At 69.6% G+C, this 22,833-nt stretch carries 23 protein-coding genes, 1 tRNA gene and 1 pseudogene; 18 read left to right on the top strand and 7 right to left on the bottom strand.

What is annotated here, in order from left to right:
* The first annotated feature begins 9 nt into the window (after positions 1-9).
* From LR393_RS33840 to LR393_RS33810, 7 genes are all read left to right on the top strand, one after another.
* Complete coding sequence (locus LR393_RS33840; RefSeq protein ID WP_231489305.1) at positions 10-993, top strand: aldo/keto reductase; 984 nt, start codon at positions 10-12, stop codon at positions 991-993.
* Between the two features lie 40 nt (positions 994-1,033).
* Positions 1,034-7,990: a non-ribosomal peptide synthetase/MFS transporter gene (locus LR393_RS33835; RefSeq protein WP_231489304.1), complete on the top strand. Its 6,957-nt coding sequence runs from the start codon at positions 1,034-1,036 to the stop codon at positions 7,988-7,990.
* Positions 7,987-8,886 (top strand): pyridoxal-phosphate dependent enzyme, encoded by a 900-nt coding sequence (locus tag LR393_RS33830; RefSeq protein WP_231489303.1) that lies wholly within the window; start codon positions 7,987-7,989, stop codon positions 8,884-8,886. The genes LR393_RS33835 and LR393_RS33830 overlap by 4 nt, the downstream gene beginning before the upstream one ends.
* 121 nt (positions 8,887-9,007) lie before the next feature.
* Positions 9,008-9,640, top strand: coding sequence for a deoxynucleoside kinase (locus tag LR393_RS33825; protein ID WP_231489317.1), 633 nt, complete (start codon positions 9,008-9,010; stop codon positions 9,638-9,640).
* Positions 9,641-9,794: 154 nt separating this feature from the next.
* Positions 9,795-10,502 (top strand): hypothetical protein, encoded by a 708-nt coding sequence (locus tag LR393_RS33820; protein WP_231489302.1) that lies wholly within the window; start codon positions 9,795-9,797, stop codon positions 10,500-10,502.
* 161 nt (positions 10,503-10,663) lie between these two features.
* A complete protein-coding gene (locus LR393_RS33815) occupies positions 10,664-10,756 on the top strand; it encodes a DUF3616 domain-containing protein (RefSeq protein ID WP_231489301.1) in 93 nt (30 codons plus the stop codon).
* Positions 10,757-10,894: 138 nt separating this feature from the next.
* Positions 10,895-11,128 (top strand): hypothetical protein, encoded by a 234-nt coding sequence (locus LR393_RS33810; protein ID WP_231489300.1) that lies wholly within the window; start codon positions 10,895-10,897, stop codon positions 11,126-11,128.
* A 13-nt stretch (positions 11,129-11,141) separates the two neighbouring features.
* Here the strand turns inward: LR393_RS33810 and LR393_RS33805 are convergent, their stop codons facing one another.
* Positions 11,142-12,596, bottom strand: coding sequence for a protein adenylyltransferase SelO (locus LR393_RS33805; protein WP_231489299.1), 1,455 nt, complete (start codon positions 12,594-12,596; stop codon positions 11,142-11,144).
* 91 nt (positions 12,597-12,687) lie between these two features.
* Positions 12,688-13,236 carry a hypothetical protein gene (locus LR393_RS33800; RefSeq protein WP_231489298.1) on the bottom strand — a complete coding sequence of 183 codons (549 nt, stop codon included), beginning with the start codon at positions 13,234-13,236 and terminating at the stop codon, positions 12,688-12,690.
* Positions 13,237-13,384: 148 nt separating this feature from the next.
* On the opposite strand from LR393_RS33800, the gene LR393_RS33795 reads away from it, so the two are divergent.
* The 5 genes from LR393_RS33795 to LR393_RS36045 all read left to right on the top strand — a co-directional run bounded on the left by LR393_RS33795 (position 13,385) and on the right by LR393_RS36045 (position 16,351).
* Complete coding sequence (locus tag LR393_RS33795; protein ID WP_231489297.1) at positions 13,385-13,828, top strand: MarR family winged helix-turn-helix transcriptional regulator; 444 nt, start codon at positions 13,385-13,387, stop codon at positions 13,826-13,828.
* A gap of 139 nt (positions 13,829-13,967) precedes the next feature.
* The gene (locus LR393_RS33790; RefSeq protein ID WP_231489296.1) at positions 13,968-15,140 is read left to right on the top strand and encodes a GDSL-type esterase/lipase family protein; all 1,173 of its coding nucleotides are present in this window, start codon (positions 13,968-13,970) and stop codon (positions 15,138-15,140) included.
* Positions 15,141-15,184: 44 nt separating this feature from the next.
* The gene (locus LR393_RS33785; RefSeq protein WP_231489295.1) at positions 15,185-15,724 is read left to right on the top strand and encodes a nuclear transport factor 2 family protein; all 540 of its coding nucleotides are present in this window, start codon (positions 15,185-15,187) and stop codon (positions 15,722-15,724) included.
* A 97-nt stretch (positions 15,725-15,821) separates the two neighbouring features.
* Positions 15,822-16,154, top strand: coding sequence for a hypothetical protein (locus LR393_RS33780; RefSeq protein ID WP_231489294.1), 333 nt, complete (start codon positions 15,822-15,824; stop codon positions 16,152-16,154).
* 74 nt (positions 16,155-16,228) lie between these two features.
* The gene (locus LR393_RS36045; protein WP_269328335.1) at positions 16,229-16,351 is read left to right on the top strand and encodes a hypothetical protein; all 123 of its coding nucleotides are present in this window, start codon (positions 16,229-16,231) and stop codon (positions 16,349-16,351) included.
* A 115-nt stretch (positions 16,352-16,466) separates the two neighbouring features.
* Here LR393_RS36045 and LR393_RS33775 read toward each other — a convergent pair.
* Positions 16,467-16,742, bottom strand: a pseudogene (locus LR393_RS33775) (response regulator transcription factor); the annotation flags it as partial.
* Between the two features lie 156 nt (positions 16,743-16,898).
* Here LR393_RS33775 and LR393_RS33770 point away from each other — a divergent pair.
* The 4 genes from LR393_RS33770 (at position 16,899) to LR393_RS33755 (ending at position 18,802) form a co-directional block, all read left to right on the top strand.
* Entirely contained in the window at positions 16,899-17,447 is a 549-nt protein-coding gene (locus LR393_RS33770) for a TetR/AcrR family transcriptional regulator (RefSeq protein ID WP_231489292.1), read from the top strand.
* A 96-nt stretch (positions 17,448-17,543) separates the two neighbouring features.
* Complete coding sequence (locus LR393_RS33765; protein ID WP_231489291.1) at positions 17,544-18,005, top strand: TlpA family protein disulfide reductase; 462 nt, start codon at positions 17,544-17,546, stop codon at positions 18,003-18,005.
* 238 nt (positions 18,006-18,243) lie between these two features.
* Positions 18,244-18,317: transfer RNA gene (locus LR393_RS33760), tRNA-Leu, on the top strand.
* 41 nt (positions 18,318-18,358) lie between these two features.
* On the top strand, positions 18,359-18,802 hold the full coding sequence (locus LR393_RS33755; RefSeq protein ID WP_231489290.1) for an HNH endonuclease: 444 nt from the start codon (positions 18,359-18,361) through the stop codon (positions 18,800-18,802).
* A gap of 4 nt (positions 18,803-18,806) precedes the next feature.
* Here the strand turns inward: LR393_RS33755 and LR393_RS33750 are convergent, their stop codons facing one another.
* Genes LR393_RS33750 through LR393_RS33740 form a run of 3 tightly spaced genes read right to left on the bottom strand, consistent with a single transcriptional unit; the run spans position 18,807 to position 20,963 of the window.
* Entirely contained in the window at positions 18,807-19,487 is a 681-nt protein-coding gene (locus LR393_RS33750) for a response regulator (protein WP_231489289.1), read from the bottom strand.
* Entirely contained in the window at positions 19,484-20,677 is a 1,194-nt protein-coding gene (locus LR393_RS33745) for a sensor histidine kinase (RefSeq protein ID WP_231489288.1), read from the bottom strand. The genes LR393_RS33750 and LR393_RS33745 overlap by 4 nt, the downstream gene beginning before the upstream one ends.
* Before the next feature lie 22 nt (positions 20,678-20,699).
* The gene (locus LR393_RS33740; protein WP_231489287.1) at positions 20,700-20,963 is read right to left on the bottom strand and encodes a hypothetical protein; all 264 of its coding nucleotides are present in this window, start codon (positions 20,961-20,963) and stop codon (positions 20,700-20,702) included.
* Between the two features lie 76 nt (positions 20,964-21,039).
* On the opposite strand from LR393_RS33740, the gene LR393_RS33735 reads away from it, so the two are divergent.
* A complete protein-coding gene (locus tag LR393_RS33735; protein WP_331283012.1) occupies positions 21,040-21,354 on the top strand; it encodes an MmyB family transcriptional regulator in 315 nt (104 codons plus the stop codon).
* 61 nt (positions 21,355-21,415) lie between these two features.
* Here the strand turns inward: LR393_RS33735 and LR393_RS33730 are convergent, their stop codons facing one another.
* Positions 21,416-22,114 carry an alpha/beta fold hydrolase gene (locus tag LR393_RS33730; RefSeq protein WP_231489285.1) on the bottom strand — a complete coding sequence of 233 codons (699 nt, stop codon included), beginning with the start codon at positions 22,112-22,114 and terminating at the stop codon, positions 21,416-21,418.
* A gap of 79 nt (positions 22,115-22,193) precedes the next feature.
* Between LR393_RS33730 and LR393_RS33725 the strand changes: the two genes are divergently transcribed.
* Entirely contained in the window at positions 22,194-22,745 is a 552-nt protein-coding gene (locus tag LR393_RS33725; protein WP_231489284.1) for a TetR/AcrR family transcriptional regulator, read from the top strand.
* Positions 22,746-22,833 lie beyond the last annotated feature (88 nt).

The following is a 22,833-nucleotide window of genomic DNA, read 5'->3' as shown; positions in this document are numbered from 1 at the left end:
GACACACTGATGCAGCACCGCACCATGGGCCGACTCGGCTGGGACGTCAGCGAGATCGGCTACGGCATGTGGGGAATCGGCGGGGGACCGGGCGGTTTCACCGGCTGGGACTACGACGTGGCCCCGACCGCGCTCGACCTGTCCGTCGACCTGGGATGCACCTTCTTCGACACGGCCTGGGTCTACGGGCGCGGCAAGTCCGAGAGCCTGCTGGGCGAGCTGCGCCGGCGCCGGTCCGGGACGGACCTGCGCGTGGCCACCAAGATCCCGCCGCTGAACCGGGAATGGCCGCCGCGCCCGCAGGACACGCTGGAAGACGTCTTCCCGGCACAGCACATCCTCGAGTACACCCGCCGCAGCCTCGACAACCTCGGCGTCGACCGGATCGACCTGCTGAAACTGCATGTCTGGGAAGACCGCTGGGCCGGTGAGCCGGGCTGGCAGAAGGCCGTCACCCAGCTCAAGGAGGAGGGCCTGATCGGCGGGTTCGGCATCAGCGTCAACCGCTGGGAGCCGACGAACTGCTTCGCCGCCCTCGACACCGGTCTCGTCGACGCGATCCAGGTCATCTACAACATCTTCGACCAGGCTCCGGAGGACGAGCTGTTCCCCCGCGCGCTGGAGGAGAACATCGCGATCGTCGCCCGGGTGCCCTTCGACGAGGGCTCGCTGACCGGGACGATGAACGCCGCGACCACGTTCCCGGCCGACGACTGGCGCGCCGTCTACTTCGGCCCGGAGAACCTGCCGGAGACCATCACCCGGGTCGACGCGCTGCGCGACCTGGTACCCGAGGGCATGACCCTGCCGGAACTGGCCCTGCGCTTCATCCTGCACCACCCGGCCGTCTCCACGGTCATCCCGGGCATGCGGCGTCCCGGGCACGTGCGCTCCAACCTCGCGGTCTCGGACGGCACCCCGCTGCCCCCGGAGCTGATCGACGCGCTGCGGGAGCACCGCTGGGACCGCGTCCCCACGTCCTGGTCGCTGTAAGTCCCGCTCACGATCCACCCGTTCGAGGAGAAGAAACCCGGTGACCGTTACACCGCAGGCACCCGTCCTGCCGGACGACGACGTCTGGTCGTCCGTGGCCCGGCAGGCCGCCCGGACCCCACACGCCCCAGCGCTGCTGGACACCGACGGCGAGCTGACCTACCAGCAGCTCGTCGACCTGGTCGCCGCCACGTCCGGCGAACTGGCCGGGGCCGGTGTGCGCCCTGGCGACCTGGTCGGGATCCGGATGCCGCGGGGGCGGGCCGCGGTCGTGGCCGTTCTGGCGACGCTGCGGGCCGGCGCCGGGTACGTGCCGCTCGACCCCGCCTACCCGCAGGCCCGCCTCGACCTGATGCTCCAGGAGAGCCGCCCCCGGGCCCTGGTCACCCCCGCCGGCGTGCAGCCACTGGACGACAGTGTGCCGCGGCAGGAGCCGGCCTACGTCATCTTCACGTCGGGCTCGACCGGCCGTCCCAAGGGTGTGCTGGTAGGACGCCGGTCGCTGCGGGACTTCGCGAACGCCTTCGGCACTCGGTTCGCGTTCGGCCCCCGGGAGCGGGTGCTGCAGTTCGCGTCGCTCAGCTTCGACGTCAGTGTCGAGGAGATCTTCCCCTCGCTGACCCGCGGCGCCACCGTGGTGCTGCGCGACGACGACATGATCAGCCGGCCGGACCTCTTCCTCGACCGCTGCGGTGCCCTCGGGATCACGATCCTGGACCTGCCCACCGCCTACTGGCACGAGCTGGTAGCAGCCCTGGACCAGGGCGAGGCCACCCTGCCCGGGTGCGTGCGGGTCGTGATCGTCGGCGGGGAGACTGCCCGCCCCGACGCGGTGCGCGCCTGGCAGCGGGCCACCGCCGGCTCCACCGCCCGCCTGTACAACACCTACGGCCCGACCGAGACCACGGTCGGCGCCACCGCCGCAGACGTCACCGCATGGTCGGGCGCCCCGGGCCAGGCGGTGCCGATCGGCACACCCCTGGACGGCGTGACCTGCCGCATCGGTGACGACGACGAACTGCTCATCGGCGGCACCGGCGTGGCCCAGGAGTACCTGAACCGGCCCGAACTCACCGCCGAGCGGTTCGTGACGACCCCCGGCCACGGCCGGGAGTACCGCTCCGGCGACCGGGTGCGCTGGTCGGCCGGGCAACTGGAGTTCCTCGGGCGCCTCGACGACCAGGTGAAGATCCGCGGCCACCGGGTGGAACCCGGCGAGGTCGAGGCCGCCCTGCGGACCCTGCCCGGCATCACGGACGCCGTGGTGCTGGTCGACGACACGAGCGGCCACCCCCGGCTGATCGGGCACCTGGTCACCGGCGCCGGGACCGATCTGGCGTTGGTGCGCTCCGAACTGGCCGCGCTCCTGCCGCCCGCCTTCGTCCCCGGGATCATGCGCCGGCACGACCGGTTTCCGCTGACACCCCAGGGAAAGATCGACAAGGCGGCGCTGGCGGTGAAGGTACCCGGCCCCGACGGTGCGAGGATCCCGGACGCGTTCACCGACGCCGAGCGCGCCGCCGCGGCGCTCATGGAGTCCGTGCTCGGTGTCGCCGTGACCGGCCCGGGCGACGACTTCCTCGCCCTGGGCGGCGATTCCCTTGATTCCGTCCGCCTGATCGCGGCGCTGCGGCAGCGGCACGGCGCGGAACTCACCCTCACCAGCTGGTACTCCGACCCGACCGTGGCCGCCCTCGCCGCGCACATCACCGAGGCTCCCCCCACCACGGAACCGGCGCCGGACACCGGACTCACCGAGGGCGTCCCTCATCGACTCAACCCGATGCAGCGCGACTACTGGATCGCCGAGCAGGTGACCGCCGACCTGCCCGCGTACACACTGGGCCTGCGGTACCGCTGGAGCGAGCCCGCCGACGTCGACGCGCTGCGCCGGGCGCTCGCGGAGCTGGCTCACCGGCACCCGTTGCTGCGCGCGCACTTCCCCGACGAGAACGCCGAGCCCACCCTGGTCATCGATCCGGCCGGGACCATCCCGCTGATCCTCGGGGCACCCGGCCCCGACGGTGTCGAGCACCGGCACGGCCCGATCGCCCGGGTCCATCTCCACGGCACCCAGCCGATCGATCAACCGGGGACGTCCCCGGGCGCGGCTTCCGGGGTGGATCCGGGAACCGAGATCACCCTGCGAGTGCACCACCTCGCCTTCGACGGCTGGTCGGCCGGGGTGTTCGGCCAGGAACTGGCCGCGCTGTACCGGGCCGCCCTGGCCACGACCGGACATCCCACCCCGATAGGGGATCTCGCTGCTGCCGCGGGGCTGGCGCCGACGCTCCCGTTCCCCGATCTCGCGCAGCGGGCCGACCGGGCCCGGGCCGACGCGTCCCTCGTCACCTATTGGCGGGAACGGTTCACCGGCGCCGATCTGGACCTGGAACTCCCGGCCGACCGGCCGGCACCCGTCGTGCGTTCCTACGCCTCCGCCCGGGTCGGCCGCACCCTCGATCCCGTCCTGCTGGAACACCTGCGCGCCTATGCCGGCCGGCAGCGGGCGAGCCTGTTCACGGTCGTGCTCGCCGGTCTCCAGGTGGTGCTGCGGCGCTACACCGGCCGCACCGACCTGACCGTCCTCTCCCCGGTGGCGGGCCGCTCGACCAGTGCCCTCGCGTCCGTCATCGGGCCCGTCCTGAACGTGCTCCCGATCCGCGGCGACGTCACCGGGGAGCCGACGTTCGACCAGCTCGTCGCCCGGGTGCGGGACGACGTGCTGAGCGACCTCGACCACCAGGACCTGGCGCTGCCCGATCTGGTCACCGCGACGGCCCGTCCCGGCGGTGCCAAACGCGTCAGCCCGGTCATGCTGACCGTGCACAACACCCCCGCCCCCGACGGCTCGGTCCTCACTTACGCGGGTGAAACAGCACCCGCGGCAACGATGGTCGACCTCTCGATCAGCCTCGACTTCACCGCCGACGGCGCGGTGCTCAGCGCCGACCTCGCCACCGAGCTGTTCGACGGCGCCCGGATCGAGGCCCTGCTGGATCACCTGCTGACCGTGCTCGGCGAGGCGGCCTTGGGTGCGGCCGAACCGATCACCCGGATGCGGATGCTCGGTGACGCCGAACAGCAGCGCATCCTGCACGACTGGAACGACGTCACCATCCCGGCTCCGGACGTCACCACCGTCCACGAACTCCTTCAGCGCCACGCCGCCACCACCCCGCACGCACCCGCGCTCACCGCCGGCGGCGAGACCATCGGCTACGCCGAGCTGAACCGCCGGGCCAACCGGCTGGCCTGGCGGTTGCGGGACGCCGGTGTGCTGCCCGGTCATCGGGTGGCCATCCAGCTGGAGCGCGGCACCGGCTTCTTCGTCGCGATGTGGGCCGTGCTCAAGGCGGGTGGGGCCTACGTGCCGCTCGACCCGGCCTACCCCGCCGACCGGCTCGACCACATGCTGACCGACAGCCGCCCCACCGTGGTGATCGACGCGTCCTTCATCGCCGCGACGACGGACGACGAGAACGAGAGCGACCCACCCGCCGTCAATACTGCGGACGATCCGGCCTACGTCATCTACACCTCCGGCTCGACCGGCCGGCCCAAGGGTGTCGTGATCACCCACGGAAACCTGGTGCACGCCGCCGGGATGTGGCAGGAGGCCTACCGGCTCCGGCCGGAATGGACCTACCTCCAGGCGGCCAGCTCGTCGTTCGACATGTTCGTGGGCGAGACCATGCGCGCCCACACCGCGGGCGGACGCCTGGTCGTGGCCTCCCGCGAGACGCTGCTCGACCCGGCCGAGCTCTACGACCTGATGCGCTCCGAGCAGGTGAACTGCACCGAGCTGGTGCCCGCGGTACTGCGGGCCCTGTTCGAGCACGCCCGGGACAACGGCGGTCTCGGATTCGTCGACCTGCTGATCGGCGGCGGCGAGAAATGGCACGTCGAGGAGTTCCGGCTCGCCCAGCAGCTCGTCGGCCCGGGTCACCGGGTCGTCAACTCGTACGGCGTCACCGAGGTCACCGTCGACAACGTGTACTTCGAGGGATCCGTCGAGCATCTCGCCGACGACGCTCCGCTGCCCATCGGGCGCCCCTTCCCGAACAACCGCGTCTACGTCCTGGACGCCGGCCACCGCCCGGTACCCGCCGGGGTGACCGGCGAGCTGTACCTCGGCGGGCACGGCGTCTCACCGGGCTACCACGAGCGGCCCGACCTGAACGAGACCCGTTTCCTGGCAGACCCGTTCGCCGACCGCCCCGGCGCCCGGATGTATCGCACCGGCGACTCGGCCCGGTTCCGCCGCGACGGCACCGTCGACTTCCTGGGCCGTCTCGACGACCAGGTCAAGGTCAACGGGTACCGGATCGAACTCGGCGACATCGAGGCGGCGCTCGCGGCTCTGCCCGGGATCAGCGCCGCCGCGGCCGCCCCGCACCGGCGCGGTGACGGCCTGACCCAGCTGATCGGATACGTCGTCCACCGGGCCGAAGCCGACACGGCCGACGAGGCGGGTCTGCGGGAAGCCCTGGCCGAGCGGCTGCCCCCGCACATGGTGCCCACCCGGATCCTCACGCTGCCCGCACTGCCGCAGACACCGAACGGGAAGCTGGACCGCAAGGCCCTGCCCGCCCCGCCGGAGGGCACGCCCGCGAGCGCCGGCACGGCGCCCCGCACCGCCGCCGAGCAGCACATCGCGGCCGTCTGGGCGGATGTGCTCGGCATCGAGGTCCCGGGCATCGACGAGAGTTTCTTCGCCCTGGGCGGTGATTCGTTCGCCGCGCTGAAGGTGGTGCGGCGCCTGGAGCCCTCGCCCAGCCTCGTGGACTTCTACCGTCACGCCACGATCCGGCGGCTGGCTGTCCAACTGTCTCAGGGTGAGACTTCCGAGCGTGGACTGCTGAACCGGCTGAGCGCCGCCGAGGCCGACCGGTCCGGCGGCGGTCACACGGTCGTGGCGGTGCCCTACTCCGGTGGCAGCGCCGTCGCCTACCAGCCGCTGGCCGACTCCCTGCCGGCCGGCTGGGCCCTGCACGCCGTGGAACTGCCCGGCCACGACTACGCCCGGCCCGACGAGGAACTGGAGCCCATCGACGCGATTGCGGCCCGGGTCGCGCAGGAGCTCCAGGCGATCGAGGGCCCGGTCGTCTTCTACGGGCACTGTCAGGGCGTCGCGCTCACGGTCGAGATGGCCCGCCAGGCCGAGGAGGCGGGTGTGCCCGTGGCCGGGGTGGCGCTGGGGGCGGGGTTCCCGACGGCCCGGCTGCCCGGGCGGTTCTTCGACTGGTTCTACCGCAACGTCCGGGTCGACCGTCTGACCTCCAACCGTGAGTACCTCGCTTATCTGCGCGCCCGTGGTGGTTTCACCGACCTGGAGGACAAGGACCAGCAGGAGTTCGTGCTGCGCAACGTGCGCCAGGACGACCGGGACGCCGAGGAGTACTTCACCGGTGCCTACCGGGGTGCGTACCGGCCCCTGAAGGCCCCGGTGCGGGCCGTGGTCGGGGCCCGCGACCGGGTCACCGAGCACTATCAGGAACGCCACCAGGAATGGCGGCACTTCACCGAGGGCGACGTCGATGTGGCGGTGCTGCCCGAGGCCGGGCACTTCTTCGTGAAGAGTCACGCCGAGCCGCTCGCCGGGGCCCTGGAGGATTTCGTCGCGGGCGGGTCGAGCCCGGTCCCGGCCCCGGCCGCGCCGGTGGCCTCCGCCCATCTGGGGAAGTTCGCGCTGGTCGCCCTCGGCCAGTTCCTGTCCATGATCGGCAGCGGCCTGAGCACCCTGGTGCTGAGCATCTGGGTGCTGCGGGAGACCGGCTCGATCACCGCGTTCTCCGTGGTCAATGCGGTCGGCCTGCTGCCCGGCATCCTGGCCGGGCCGATCGCGGGGGCCGTGGCCGACCGCTGGGACCGGCGCCGGGTGATGCTGGCCGGTGACACCGCGGCCGGGGTCGCGATGGCGAGTCTGGCCGCGCTGATGCTGAACGACGGCCTGCACCTGTGGCACGTCTATCTGGCGGTGGCGCTCACCTCGGTGGCCAGTGCCTTCCAGCGCCCGGCCTACCTGGCCGCGGTCGCCCAGCTGGTGCCCAAGCGCTATCTCGGGCACGCCAGCGGCATCGGTCAGCTCGGGCTCGGTGTCGGGCAGGTCTTCTCGCCCATGCTGGGAGCGGCGCTGATGGGCCCGATCGGCATCAGCGGCGTGCTGCTGGTGGACACGGGCACGTTCGCGGCGGGGGCGATCAGCCTGCTGCTCGTCCGCTTCCCGGATCTGATGTTCCGCCGCCGCGAGGAGAGCTTCACCGCCGAGATCCGCAACGGCTGGCAGTTCATCGCCCGCCGGCCCGGCCTGGTCGCGGCCGTGCGGTTCTTCGTCATCGACCATGCCTTCTACGCGCTGGGTTTCGCGGTCATCACCCCGATGCTGCTGCTGGAGCAGTCGGCCTCGGTGCTGGGCGCGGCCCTGGGCGCCGGTGGCGTGGGGGTGCTGACCGGCGGTGTCCTGATGGGTGTCTGGGGCGGAACGGCCCGGCGCAGCCACGGGATGCTCGTGGCCATGGCGGTCGGCAGCATCGCCATGGTCGTCGTCGGTATCACCACCGTCCCGGCCCTGATCATCGCCGGGATGTTCTTCGTCGGCGTGGCCGAGTCCCTCGCCGACGGCCACTGGATCGCCATCGTCCAGACCAAGGTCAACCTCGAACTCCAGGGCCGGGTGCTGTCGCTGTTCATCACCCTGATGATGCTCACCCTGCCGGTGGGCTACCTGATCATCGGGCCGCTGGCCGAGCGCTACGTCCAGCCCTTGTTCAGCTCGGCCGGGCCCGGCCGCGGGCTGGCCCTGCTGGTCGTGCTCAGCGGTGTGCTCCAGCTGGCCTGGGCGATCCGCGGCTGGTTCACCCCGCGGCTGCGCCTGATCGAGGACGAACTGCCCGACGCCACCCCGCCGGACTTCATCGGCACCCGCGACGACCTCCAGCGGGAGGCCGACGCACTGCTCGCCGCCCACCGTCAGGATCAGAGGACCTCCCTGTGACCACCACCGCCCCCCGCACCCGGCTGATCTCCGTGGACGACCTCGTCCCCGGTCTCAGTGTTCTGCTCCAGGACGAAACCCTCTACGCCTCCGGTAGTCACAAGGAACCCGCGGCCCGTTCGGTGGCGGCTGCGGCCCGCGCCGACGGCCATGAGCGGGTCTTCGTCGGATCGTGCGGCAGTTACGGCCGGGCGATGGCGACGGCCTGCGCGCAGGAAGGGCTGCGGTGCACCGTCGTCCTTCCCGAGGGCTGGGGTGACGGAGGTGCGTTCGCCGAGGCCACCGGAGCCGACATTCGCTTCGCCCCGGGCGGTTACGAGGACGCCGTCGAGGAGTCCCACCGCCTGGCCGCCGAGGCCGGGGCCGCCGACGGGAACGTCGACGGCCCGTACCAGGACGCCGTCCTGGACGGACACGGCCGCGTCGTGCAGGCCCTGCACCGGGAACTCGGGCCGATCCCGGCGACGATGTGGCTGCCGGTCGGCAACGGCACCACGGTCGTCGCGTTCCACCGGCGTCTGCGGGCGCTGGGCTGGTCCGTGCCGCTGCACGCCGTCGGTTCCCCGGGCAACAACCCGATCGTCACCAGCTGGCCCGGACCGTACGAGCCGCTGCCGACCGGGGCCGTCGTGACCACCGAGCACAACGAGCCACTGGTGAACTGGCACGCCCTGCACGGACCCGCTGCCATGATCGCGATCGACGCGTCCGGGGGAGTGGTGCACGCCGCGACCGACGACGAGCTGGTGGCCGCCCAGAAGCTTTTGACCGGGTACGGCGTCGACGCCAGCCCGTCGGGGGCGGCGGGCCTGGCCGGTCTGCTGAACCACGCCCTCAGCACACCGATCGACGGCCCGCAGATCGTGGTGCTGACCGGCCGGTCGGGGCTGGACTGACCGGAACCCTTCGTGATCATGCAGAACCGCCCCGTCCACGGCAGCGGCCGGGGCGGGGAGGGATGATGAAGGACGCGTACATCAGTACGCTCGTCATCCGGGCCGGGGAGTGTGGTGGGTGATGGGGGACGCGGACATCGAGACGTCGAATCTTGTCTTCGTGGCCGGGAACATCGGGGCGGGCAAGTCGACGACGTCCAGCCGGCTCTCGTCCGCGCTGGGCGGGCGGCTGGTCACCGAACAGACCGACACCAACCCCTACCTCGCCCGGTTCTACGACGACATGCGCCGATGGACCTTGCACGTCGATGTGCATTTCCTGGCCGAACGGACGCTGACCGTCGGGCGTGAGTACCGCCCCGGCGGGGTGCCCACCGTCTTCGACCGGTGCTATCTCGAGGGTGCCGTCTTCGCGGAGGTGGCCCACGGCAGTGGCCTGGCCACGGACGACGAGCGAGGCACGTTCACCACACTGCTGGACTCCTTCGCCACCGTGCTGCCGGCCCCGGCGGCCCTGGTCTACCTCCGGGCCGAGCCCGACATTCTCCTGGACCGCGTGAAGAGCCGCGGTCGCGGCTACGAATCAGGGATCACCCTCGACTATCTCCAGGCGCTGCAGGAGGCGTACGACCGCTGGATCGACGGTTACACCGGCAGCCCGGTCATCGTCGTGGACTCCGGAGCGGTCGACCTGCGGGAGGACGAGGCACTGGGCGATGTGGTCCGGCGGGTGCGCGCTCGCCTGACCGGCTGACCGGTCTCGGCTGCCCCTGGCGTGCCACCGCGATCCTGCGTGTCGCATGATCGCGGTCACATCGATCGGCGTACCGTTCCTGCGTCGTGAGCATGCTGACAGGGGGACGAGCCGGATGATGGTCCGTATCGGCGTTGCGGTTGCTGGGCTTTCCATGATTCTCGGGTCCGCTACCGGGGTCGCCCAGGCCACCGCGGGGGCACAGGCCGCGCCTCGGGCGACGGTGCTGGCCGCGCCGGAGCTGGGGCTGAGCGCACATTCCGTCTCGGCCGGCCGCACGATCGGGGCAACCGGTACGGCGCTGCGACCGAAAGCAACCTATGAGGTGTTCTCTCACACGACCCGCACCGACGAGTCTTCGACGGAGGGGACCTCGGAGGTGGTGACGGTGCTGGCCCGGGTGAAGACCAACTCACGGGGCAAGTTCTCGATACGGTTCGTCGTGCCACTGAGCTGGCGGCACGATCACCTGATCGAGCTGCAGAAGGTCAAGGGCGCCGATCTGGTCGAGCAACTCCCCCAATGGCTCACCGTCACCCTGCCCCGCCCGTCCCTCGGGTTGGGCGCTGACACGGTCGAGGCAGGTTCCCGAGTCCGGGTCGTCGTCAGCGGGCTACGGGCCCACGCCAAGTACGTGATGTTCAGCCGCAGGACCCGCGAGAACGCGGAGTGCAACTGCGGTGGAGGATCATCGTCGGATGGGCCTGGGTTACGCTCTTTTCGCACTGATGCGAACGGCCGTGCGCGCTTCAAGTTCGCCGTTCCGGACCGCTGGCGCGACGACCATCTGATCGAGTTCAAGAAGGCCAAGGGCGAGGACGTCGTGGGTGGTGTCAGCGCCTGGCTCACGGTCGTGCGCTGACACCCGGCCCGCGCTCACGTGAGCACCTTTCACCTCTTGGGCGCGCAGTCGATCACCGAACCGCAGGAAGGCGTGAGGCTAGGGCCCGGAATCGGCTGGGTCAGCCGACTGGATGCACCCTTTCGTGGGGATATGTCTGTCACATCCGAGCGTGACGGTGCATGAGCATCGGCGAGGATCACGCTGAGGGCATCACTCGGCTGGACGAGGACCACCTGCTGGTGGTCCACGACTCCCCGGCCCCGAACGCCTAACCCCAGGCGGGGTTCTGGCCGATGTCGCCCGGCGGTAGAGCTGATCGAGCCGAGGAATTAGTCGCGCCTCGAATCGCAAGGGCACACGGGCCGGGGGATGCTTCCCCCAGGTTCCCACCCCATGCTCAGGAGGCTTTCATGTTCGCGTTTTTCAGCCGTCGTCTGCGCACCTGGCTGCTTCTGACCGTCGCGGTTCCGGCGGTCGCGGTCGCCGCCCGGGCGCTGGCGCGTCGCATCGAGAAGCGCAACGGGTCGACGAAGGTGTCCCGGGCCCTGATCTCGGTCAGCAACCTGATCGGCCGGCGGAGCGAAAAGGGCCGGGAAGCTTCGGCCGAGGCCCACAGCTCCAAGTTCTCGCACCGCCGGCACTGACCGGTTCAGGGGTTCACGTGCCGCAGAAGGTCCGGTACGTGCCGAAGTCCGCCGGCGCCGGCACGGCGTAACGCTCCAGCCCGGGTCGTTCGTCGTACGGGCTCGTCACCGCCTCCATGAGCCGTGCGAGCGGGGCGAGATCGCCGTCGGTCGCGGCGGCCAGGGCCTCCTCGACCAGGTGGTTGCGCGGGATGTAGGCCGGGTTGACCTCGTCCATCAGTTTCGCCTGAGGCTCCTGGGCGCTCCACCGGGCCAGCCAGTCGTCGGCGGTCACGGGGTGGGGGAACAGGCCCCGCGTGGGTTCGAGATCTCCACGGGCCGCTCCGGACAGCGAGCGGAAGAACGACGTGTAGTCGACCTGGTGGGTCCGCAGCAGATCCAGGAGTTCCTCTGTCAGCACCGTGGCGTCGGAACCCTCGGGCAGGCCGAGCTTGGCCCGCATTCCGCTCGCCCAGGCGTTCTCGTACCGTGCGGCGAAACCGCGCAGGGACGTCGTGGCCAGCTCGATCGCCGTGTCCTGGTCGTCGTCGATGAGGGGGAGCAGGGTCTCGGCCAGGCGGGTCAGGTTCCACTGGGCGATCGCCGGCTGGTTGCCGAAGGCGTAGCGGCCGTCCCGGTCGATCGAGCTGTAGACCGCGGCCGGGTCGTAGGCGTCCAGGAACGCACACGGCCCGAAGTCGATGCTCTCCCCGGAGATCGTCATGTTGTCGGTGTTCATGACCCCGTGCACGAACCCCACCAGCATCCACCGCGCCACCAGATCGGCCTGGGCGGCGATCACGGCCTCCAGCAGGGCCAAGTAAGGACGATCCGACGGGGCGGCGCTCGCGTGGTGCCGGTTGATCGCGTGGTCGGCCAGGCGGCGCAGCAGGTCCGGGTCCTCGGTCAGCGAGGCGAACTGGAAGCTGCCGACCCGCAGGTGGCTACTGGCAATCCGGGCCAGAACCGCTCCTGGAACTATGGTTTCGCGCTGAACCGGACGTCCGGTCGCGACCACGGCCAGCGAACGGGTGGTCGGGATGCCCAGCGCGTGCAGGGCCTGACTGACGATGTACTCGCGCAGCATCGGGCCGACCACGGCCAGGCCGTCACCGGCACGGGCGAAGGGCGTGCGCCCCGAACCCTTCAGATGCAGGTCACGGACGTTCCCGTCGGCATCGGTCAGCTCGCCGAGCAAGAGGGCCCGCCCGTCGCCGAGCCGCGGGGAGAATCCGCCGAACTGATGCCCGGAGTAGGCCTGGGCCACCGGGGTCGCGCCCTCCACCACACCGGTCCCGACCAGTAGCTCCAGCCCTTCCGCGCTGCGCAGCCAGTCCGGGTCGAGGCCCAGCTCTTCTGCCAGGTGCTCGTCGAGAACCAGCAGCCGGGGCCCGGGGGCGCCCTCGCCTGTCCAGGCGATGGCCATCTCGGGGAGTTCACGGGCGAAACGGTTGTCCAGGCGGAACGTGGTGGCCGGGGTGAGGCTCATGGCTTCGAGGGTACTTCGCACAGCCATCGTTGCTGGATCGAGCCGGAGCAGGGGGTGTATCCGGTCAAGGTCAGACCGGATGGGACTGGCTCTAGAGGATTTCCCGGAGATCGGCCCAGGCGACGTCGTCGGCGCGGGTTCGATGCAGGAGGAACACGGTGAGGATGTGCTCGACGTCGGTGTAGGTCAGCGGGAGGAGCTCCGGTGACATGGGGTCAGTAGCGCCGCCGTTGTCGTACAGGACCGGCTCGGCCAGGAGCGGCAGTGCGGGACGGACGGCCTGGACCTGCCGATCGCGTCCGAGCCAACGGAAACCGGCCCGCTCGGGATGGCCGATGACGGCCTGGAGGAACGGTTCGGGAAGGAAGTCATCGAGTTCGGCCGCATCGCCGGGCGCGCCGTTGACGGTGGTGTCCGGTAGCCGGCCTTCCCAGATGTCGATCTGCTGGGCGACACCCCGGCGCAGAGCCTGCGCGTGAATGGTGGCCAGGATGTCGGTGAGCTCACGGGTGGCAGTGACCTGGACCTGATTCCGGTCGGTCTCTTCGGGGTTGACGCCCCAGGCCAAGGTCAGGGGAGGCAACGGGTTGCTATCAGCACGCGCGGTGTCGTGATCATGTGCGGGGGAGGAGGCCGTCACTCTTTTATCCTTCGTCCGTGTCCTTCATTCACGGGAAGAGCCAAGTCGCGTGGCTGGCTGACCTGCCAACTTCTCGGCGCAATTGTTTTCCTCTCTGAACTGTTTGGTCGCTTGACTGTCGAGTGACTCAAGTGTCAGGCTGAGTGTCATGACCGAGAGCGGCACCCCTCGCATCCGTAGTCTCGAGCTGTTGCGGCCGATCCTGCATGCGCAGCGCAAGGCGGCGGAGGAATGGTCGCGGGGTCGTGGTCTCACGTTTGAGCAGGCTGTGGTGCTCGGATACCTGGAACAGTGTCCCGGCGCCATGCAGCGGGACATCGTGGAGATGAGTCAGACCACGCCATCCAACATCTCTTTGATGCTCAAGACCCTGGAGGGACGCGGCCTGATCGAGCGTCGCGCCGAGAAGGGCGACGCTCGCAGCAAACGCGTGTACCTCGCCGAGGATGGTCTCGCACTGGTCGCCGGCCTGAACGCGTCGATGGCCGAGGTCGACAAGGCAATTTTCGAACCTCTCGACGCGGCCGAAATGGCCACGCTCGAGACATTGCTCGCCAAAGTGAACGGCAGGCTGCCGCACGGCCGTCCGTAGCCACCTAGCCCATCCACGAGCGTCCCTCGGCCGCGCTCGGTCCGTCGCGCCCACCGCATGTCGCTCGGCATGCGCTCGATCCTGCCTGCCTGCTCAAGGTCGGCCGTGCACCCACGCCCGCCTCACGAAGGAAGTCGTTATGGCCAACGGAACAACATCGGTAGCATCCGTCCCGGCCCGGGAGGCCAGCTGGGCACAGGCGCTTCCCGACGTGAGGGCCGACGCTGAGCCCTTCGCCGACGTCACCCTGCGGTCGCAGTTGCGGGCCGGGATCGGGGGCGACCGCGTCCGCGTGGAGTTCAGCAACCGGTACGGGGACCAGGCTCTGGTCATCGGGCGGGTCGCTGTCACCTGCGGGGGCCTTAGTCTCCCGGCGTTTTTCGACTCGGGCGTGGGGTGCTCGGTCCCGTCGGGCGGGTCGGTCTGGACGGATCCGGTGGATCTGCCGGTCAAGGGGCACGCGATGCTGACGATCGACTTCCACCTGCCCGAGCAGACTTCTTTCCCCATGCTTTTCACCAGCGTCAGCGAGTTCACCGGCCAGATGTCCGAGCCCGGCGATCACGTGGGGGCCGAGCACTTCCCGGCCGTCGCGGCGCCGCCGTTTCCCATACCGGACGACGCCGACATTTCCGTCCACGAGAGTGGGCCCTTCTTGCGCACCGTGGACGTGATGGGCCCGGACCGGCACGCGGTGGTGGTCTGCCTGGGGGACTCGATCACCGCGATGGGCTGGCCCGAAGCAGCCGCTGGCCTGCTGCCTGTCGGGGAAGGTGTCTCGATCGTGAACCGGGGGATCGCCGGTAATCGGTTGCGGCTGGACGCCGGTGCCCCGTACCGGTCGAACGGACGCTCCGGTCTCCATCGGTTCGCCGACGACGTCCTGGCCACCTCGGGGGTAGCCCATGTGGTCGTCGCCCTCGGCACCAACGACCTGGGGCTTCCGGGTGAGTTCGAGCCCTTGCACGAACTGCCCACCGCCGACGAACTGATCGCCGCCTACCAGACCCTGCTCGACCAGGCGTCCGCTGCTGCAATTGGAGCCAGCATCGCCACCATCGGCCCCCGTCAGGGATCGGACAGCTACGACGGCGAGCGGGAACGGATCCGCAGCACCGTCAACGACTGGATCCGCGCCCTCGGATCCCGCTGCATCGACTTCGACCAGGCGCTGCGCGACCCGGCCTCACCTCTGACCCTGCACGCCCGGTACGACAGTGGCGATCACCTGCACCCCAGCGACGCCGGGCAGATGCAGCTCGCCGCCACCGCGATATCTGCAGTGAGGCACCTGAACCAGCGCAACCCCTGATCGCACGCCACTCCAACGAACCACCAGCGAAAGAGAGCACTTCCATGACCACGACAGCGGAGCAGACAGATCGCGACCGCGCGGTTGTTTCCGGCTTCTACGCCGCGATGACCCGAGCCGAGCAGCACGGTGGCTTCACCCCCGACGACCTGGCCACCGTGGTGGACTTCTTCGAGAACGAACACGAGGTGGAAATCAACCTCCCCGCCCCCGTCGGCGGCGTTTTCCACGGTCCCGACGACATAGCCATCGGGCGCCACCGCATGCACGAGCTGTGCGGTTTCACCCACCGCGACCACACCCAGGACGAGAACATCGCCGACGGGCCGGGGCGCGTCATCTGCATCGGCGTCAACCACGGTGAGGACACCGACGGCAACCCCTGGTCGATGACCGTCATCGAACTCGTCGATCTCGAGGACGGCAAAGTCATCCGCAAGAGAGTGTTCTTCCAGGACCCGGCCTTCCTGGGTGACCTCGCGGTCAAGCGCGAAGCAGCGCTGAAGGAACGACTCGCGCAGGACTACTGGCGCACTGACAACCCGCTCATCGCGCTGCGCACCCACGGAACAATGCCGAGCTGACGCGTACATCGGCGACAATTCGTGTTCCCGGTGTGCGTGTTAATCGCCACCTGGGGCCCGGCCACCGGTCGATGATTTTGATTTGACTGGGGTCACGGTGGCAGTCGCCGAGGGCGACCTCACGCAGGAGGAAGAGCTCTTCGAACTCATCCCGTTCGCTGCCGGTTGCGGCTCGCAGCTCGCCCTCGGGGCGCAGGGTGCGGCGGTGCTCGACGAAGTGCTGACAGACGGTGCTCACGTCTGCGGGAACACGGCAGTGCAGCCGCGGGTGGTATCGAGGTTGAGGTGCCCGAGTAAGTCTCGCGGCGATGTGCAGGGGCAGGCCATTACTGACCATCTCTGTGGCGAACAGCCGCCGGATGTCGTGCGGGGTGAAGCTGATTGGACGCCCGGCGTCCTGCAGCTGGGCGTCGGCGGCGAGCTCGTGTAAGAGCCGGGCGACGACGGCATAGCTTCCAGGGCTGCGATCGCCTGGAACATGGCCCCAGTGATGCCGTCCCAGCCGTGCCAGGTGGCTTCTTCGGCTATCTGGCCAGCGCGGTTGCAGCGGCCTTGAACATCCTGCTGGTGTTCCTCCAGAGCTGCGGACAGAGCGAGCGCATCGGCGGCCAATTGCTTGATCCCTGACGTCCGATACCCCCACTCGCGACCGGTTACGCCGAGTTCAAGGCATTTGTGAGTGCGACGGCGCGGACAGGAACGCGTGGTCCTTGGTCACGCCGCGACAGCACCCAGCCGCTGACTACGCCGAGCGCTGCAGGTACGGCGGCCGCTGCACCAGGTCGGTCTTGCAGGGGCCGGTGCGTTCGCCGGCCCGCACCACGCCGGTCTCGTAGGCGAGGATCACCAGCTGGGTGCGGTCCCGGCAGCCGGTCTTGGCCAGAGCACGGTTCACGTGCGTCTTGGCCGTCGTCGGGCTGATGAAGAGCACGGCGCCGATCTCGTCGTTCGTCAGGCCGCGGGCCACCAGCGTCATGACCTCGCGCTCGCGGGGCGTCAGGTCGGCGAGGCGGCGGCTGAGGGACGGGATCTGGGGGTCGGGCCGTTTCGGGGCAAGGGGCATGACCATGGCGTGGCTGCTTTCACGAGGACAGGTTCGGTCCTGTCGGGGCAGCGACCACTATAAGTGGGGAAGCCTTCCCCGGATACCACGGTCACCCGTTACGATGTTGTGATGACCGAGACCTCAGTGCGGCGCGCCGACGCCCGGGCCAACCGGGTGCGCATCGTCGCCGCTGCGGCGGACCTGTTCGCCGAGCAGGGTTTCGAGGTCTCGTTCAATGCGGTCGCGCAGCGTGCCGGTGTGGGCAACGCCACGCTGTACCGGCACTTCGCGGGCCTGGAGGCCCTGCAGCAGGCGGTCTTCCTCGACCGGGCCTGCCAGGTCGTCCATCTGCTCGACGGTCTCCACGACCTGGACCCGGTGGAGGGCCTGCGCCGGTTCCTGCTGTGGACGCTGGAGACCGCCGACCTGTGCCTGCTGCGACTGGGTGAGGGGCGAACCCCCGACTGTCCCGAGATCGAGCAGACCCGGGTGCAGATCCGCGACGCGCTCGACCGGATCCTCGAGCGCGGCCAGGCCGGTGGCTGCATTCGCGCGGGGATCGACCGCAACGACATCGTCGTGGCGGCCGGTGTCCTCGTGCAGCTGGCCCGTAACGAGGATGTTCCGCAGGAGCGGAAGCTGGTGTTCCTGGAAACCCTCCTGCGAGGGCTCAGGTGAGTTGCCGCAAGAGCCGGCAACAACGTCCTGCATCACGAGAACCAGACCAGGGGACGAGGGGTTCAGTCGGACGGCCCGCCTCACGATCATGAGTGGGTGGCCGCCACCGATCTGAACCTCTCCGTCAGCACCTGGCAGGGTCGACCGGTGGCTCCGGGCGACCTCGCGGGCCGGGTGGTGCTGCTCTACGCGTTCCAGATGCTGTGCCCGATGTGCGTGAACGAGGCCACCCCGCTGATCAACCGGATCTACGGCCGGGTGCAGCAGCGTGATGACGTCCGGGTGATCGGTCTGCACACCGTTTTCGAGAACCATGCGCAGCAGGGGCCCGAAGCCCTGGCCGGCTACCTTTCCCGCGCCGGTGTGCGTTTTCCCGTCGGAATCGACCTGAACGACGGTACCGACGACGCGCCGGTCACCATGCGACGCCTGCTGCTGATGGGCACGCCCAGCCTTGTCACCGTTGATGCGAAGGGCGTCATCCGCGAGCGCCTTTTCGGGGTGCCGACGGAGGAAGCACTGATGAGCCGACTGGACCGGCTGACCACGTCGCCGTAAACCAGTAGACCTGTTCGTGACCGGCGTGTCAGTGTTCATCCGCAGCCAGCCAGAGCCTTGAGAAGGAGAGGAGTCGCCGGGATGTTCACGATGTCACCGCTGAACAGCCGACTTCTGTGTGCCCTGGCCCGGCTGGACATGGGGGGCTCGTCGTGATGCGCTGATCTCACGCTTCCACGACGGCGCTGCTCCCGGAGATCCCGGAAGTGGCGTCTTTTCATTGTCAGCAACATGTTTCGCCCGTGTAGTCCAACTGGTAGAGGCGCTGCGTTCAGAACGCAGATGGTGGGGGTTCGAATCCCTCCGCGGGCACGCCGGTCTCAGGTATTCCAGACGAACGAAGGAGGTTTCCGATGAGCACGGTTCTTGTGCTGAACGCCTCCTACGAGCGTCTGCACTATGTTTCCCTGCCCCATGCCGTGCGGATGCTGGTGCGGCAGGTGGCGGTGGTTGAAGAGGCTGCTGAAGGGCAGCCTCTGGGTGCGTGGCCCCGGCCGAAAGTTGTTCGGCTGCTGCGGTATGTGACGATGAGGTGGCGGTACCGGTCAGGTCCTTCGTGGAGCCGGCGGGCTCTGCTGGCACGTGATGGTCAGTTGTGTGCGTACTGCGGTGGGCGGGCCGGAACGGTCGATCATGTGCTGCCGCGGTCGAGGGGTGGTGGCGACTCGTGGCTGAACACGGTCGCGGCCTGCTCGCAGTGCAACCACCGCAAGCGTGACCGCACGCCGTCGGAGGCGGGAATGCCCCTGCGGGCGCAGCCGTACGTGCCGTCGTGGGAGCAGGTGCTCGGGGTCTGAGGGCTCAGCCGAGCTCGTGCGATCCCGGTACCACGACGCCGGTCTCGTAGGCCAGCACCACGGCCTGGACCCGGTCACGCAGGCCGAGCTTGGCCAGGATTTTGCCCACGTGAACCTTGATCGTTCCCTCGGAAAGGTAGAGCTTCGCGGCAATCTCCTGATTCGACTGCCCGGCCGCCAGCTCCAGGAACACGTCCTGCTCGCGTTCGGTCAGCGACCTGAGTACCTCCTCGCGTCGTTCGGTGCCCTGCGCGCTGGGCATCACCGAGCCGAAACGCTCCAGCAGGCGCCGGGTCACCGACGGGGCGAGCACCGCGTCCCCGGTGGCGACCGTGCGGATCGCGGTCAGCAGCACATCGGGCGGGGCGTCTTTCAGCAGGAAGCCGCTGGCCCCGGCGCGCAGACCGGCGAACACGTACTCGTCCAGGTCGAACGTGGTCAGGATCAGGACCTTGGTCTGCGGCCGGTCGGCGAGGATCTTCTCGGTGGCGGTGATGCCGTCCATCGTGTGCATCCGGATGTCCATCAGCACCACGTCGGGCTTCAGCGCCGCGGCCATCGGTACCGCCGACGATCCGTCCTCGGCCTCCCCGAGGATCTCGATGCCCTCTTCCGGTTCGAGGACCATCCGCAGCCCGAGCCGCAGGAACGGCTGGTCGTCGACGAGCAGAACACCGATAGTCATTGATCCACCTCAGAGTTCAGCGGGAATTGGGCACGGACCGTCCAGCCGCCGGTCGCGGCGGGGCCGGCCTCCACCGTTCCCCCGAACGACTGGGCCCGCTGCCGCATCCCCAGAACACCCCGGCCCAGACCGTCGCTCGCCGACGCACCCAGGGTGCGCCCGTCGTCCTCAATCGAGATCGCCAGGGCATCGGGCCGGTACTGCAGCCGCACCACGGCGCGGGTGACGTGCAGGGCATGCTTCATGGAGTTCGTCAGAGCCTCTTGCACGAGACGGTAGACGGTCAGCTGCAGTCCAGTGGAGGCCCGGGCGGCCGGCGGCTCGCCCTCGATCTCCAGAGTGACCGGCAGCCCGGCCGCCCGGACCTGACTGACCAGCCCGGTGATCGACCGCAGGTCCGGAACCGGTTGCCGCGCAGTACCCTGGTCGCTGTCGCGGGGCATCATGCCGAGCAGGTTCCGGGTCTCCTGCAGCGCGGCCCGGGCCATCGTGACCGTCGTGGTGACAGCCTGGCGGGACCGCTCACTGGTGATCTCCCCACTGCGGGCGAGACCTTCGCTCAGCGCCACCACCACGGTGAGGTGATGAGCGATCAGGTCGTGCATCTCCCGGGCGATCCGGGCGCGCTCGTCGGCAGCGGCGAGCGCGTCCCGCTGCTCCCGCTCGATCTCCAGGAGCCGGTTGCGTGCCTGGAGGTCGGCGTGGCGCTGGTCCCGCGACCGGCGGTAGACGCCCAGGGCGAAGGCGAGGACCGGGGGTGTGGAGAAGCTGATGAAGATCAGGATCTTCTGCGCCACCGAGTTCTGCGCCGACATCGGGCCGACCGCGGCCACCAGCGGCCAGAACATCGAGAACACCAGCCCGGCCACCGCCGCCGGGCGGGGACCCAGCACGGTGAGTGTGTGCAGGGCCACCGCCAGGGCGCCGAACTGGAGCAACAGGTTGCCGGTCGTGAACGTGCTCACGGCGATGACGATGACCAGGAGGTTCACCGGTACCGGCCAGATCCGGCGAACCAGCAGCAGCGGGGCCACCAGGAGCACGACGGCGACCGATGTGAAGCTGATGGAGTCCACCGCCAGCACCGCGATCAGCCCGGCCAGCAGGCTGTCCAGGGCCCAGGACCGGCGCGCTCGGCCGCGCAGCGGGGTCACCGGCCGGCTGAGCTCGGCCCACCACGTCGACAGCATCAGAGTTCTTTCGTTCGTTGCACTACGCCGGGTCGAGACCGCGGCGGCGGGTATCGGGGCGCCCGATGAGGTACCAGGCCAGCCAGGCCAGCACCGGCATCCAGAACACGAACAGCACCCACAACACTTTCATGCCCAGGGAGAGCCCGGAGTTCAGGATCGAGGACACCACCGCCACGAACAGCACCAGCAGGGCCAGCAGCCCGGCGATGATCCCGGCGGCCACCAGCCAGTGCAGAGGGTGCGGACCGGGGTCGGCCGAGGCGGCCGCGTGAAAGGAATTCATGTCAGGAAGCCTGCTTCCCGGCGGTGCGCGCAGCCATAACTCGCGCGTCTACGACCGCCTATGCCGCAAGTCGTAGGTGCCCGGTCCCGGCGCCGCGTGCGGAGTGCAGCGGCGTCACCCGGCTGAGCGGCAGTTGCCCCGGCTGATCGACGAGCTGCTCGCCTCCAGTCCCGCATTCGCCGAGATGTGGGAACAGCGCCCGGCGCCCCAGGGAAGCCCTGTCAGCCGGACGTTCCTGCACCCCGAGATCGGCCCCATCACCCTGGACAGCGACATCCTGACGGTCCGCGACGGCGACCTGCGGCTCATCGTCTACACCGCCCCGCCCGGCAGCCAGTCCGCCGGACAGCTCGAGCTGCTCGCCACCATCGGTATCCAGCAGTTCAGCTGAAGTCGCCGTGCCATGTCGTGGCCGTCGGCGCAGAGCTGCTGCACCAGGTTCTGGACGCTGGTCAGGCCAGGTTCTCGATGATGTCCGCGACCGTGCGCGGCCGGGACAGGAACGGGTGATGGCCGGTCGGCACCTCGACGACCCGGTCCGCGCGACGGGAGAACTCCCTCTGCGCCGTCGCCGGTGTGCCCCGGTCCTGCGTGCACACCACGTAGGTCGTGGGCACGTCACGCCAGGCGGCGGCGCGGACAGGCTCAGCGGTGACGGCCAGCGTCTGGCGGATCAGCCGGGTCTTCGCCTCACGGACGATGTCCGGCGAGCAGTCCTGGGCGAAGGTTTCGGCGAACAACTCGGGCCGGGCGCCGAAAGTGCCTGTCACAGGGTCGAAGTCCAGGAAGGGCGGTGGGGTCTGCGCGCCGAACGTCGACAGCGACTCACCCGGCTCGGGCAGATAGCTCGACACCAGCACCAGGTGGCGCACGGCGGTCAGTCCGGCGATCGCCTCACCAGCCACGATCCCGCCGTAGCTGTGGGCCACGACCACCGTCGGCTCGTCACTGTCGGCCAGCACCGCGCGCACCGCGACCACGTCGTCCTTCATTCCCGGACCCCCGTCGCCGGCGGGCCGGTCACCCTCACCACAACTGGGCAGCCAGGGGGCGGCGCTGCTGATGCCCCGTTCGCGCAGGATCGAGGCGGTCGGGTGCCACCACCAGGCACCGTCGCGGACACAAGCACCGTGAATGAAGACGACGCGCACGGTTCCTCCTGGATTGCTGCTGGTCAGACTGTCCAGAACCACGGTAGACGTAGCGCTGGTTACGTGAAAAAGTGCGGCGGTGGGACGGCACCGGCAACCCGAGATCCGCGACCGCATCCTGGACGCCTGCGCCGATCACGCCCTGGCCCACGGGCTTCCCGACCGCCTCGAGCCTCTGTCGACGGCGTCCGGCGCCTCGGCCCGGATGCTGATCTACCACTTCGGCACCCGCGACGCGCTGTTACGCGAAACTCTGAAGCGGGCCCGTGAGCGCCAGCGGGCGCTGTACCTGGAACTGCTGTCCCCACGACCGCCCGAGCCGTACCTGAGCACGCTGCGGGAGGCCTGGAAGGTCATGACCGGGCCGGTCGGGCGCCCGTACCTGACCATGTTCAACCGGTTGCGTGAAGACACCGCGCAGCAGTTGTGGCCCGGGTTCCGTCAGGTCGCCACGACCGACTGGCTGGAACCGCTGGAGAACGGCCTGCGCAGTGTCGGCCGGCCCGAGCTCGCGACGCTCGTGCTGGCCGTCATCCGGGGGTTGATCATCGATCTGGAGGCCACGGGGGATTCCGCTCGTGTCGACCGGGCCTTCGAGGAGTTCGTGGTCGGCCTCGGAGGCCGTGCCTAGAATGACCGGAATGACCGCCTCGGCCGCCGCTACTCGCGCAGCAGTGCGCGAGATGCAGCCCTCTGCAGTGACCCGGGAGCTACCGGGG

It is taken from the genome of Kineosporia mesophila (genome assembly GCF_021129235.1).
GTDB classification, from domain to species: domain Bacteria; phylum Actinomycetota; class Actinomycetes; order Actinomycetales; family Kineosporiaceae; genus Kineosporia; species Kineosporia mesophila.
Note: the sequence above shows the minus strand (reverse complement) of the source record. Positions and strands in the feature narration are given on the sequence as shown.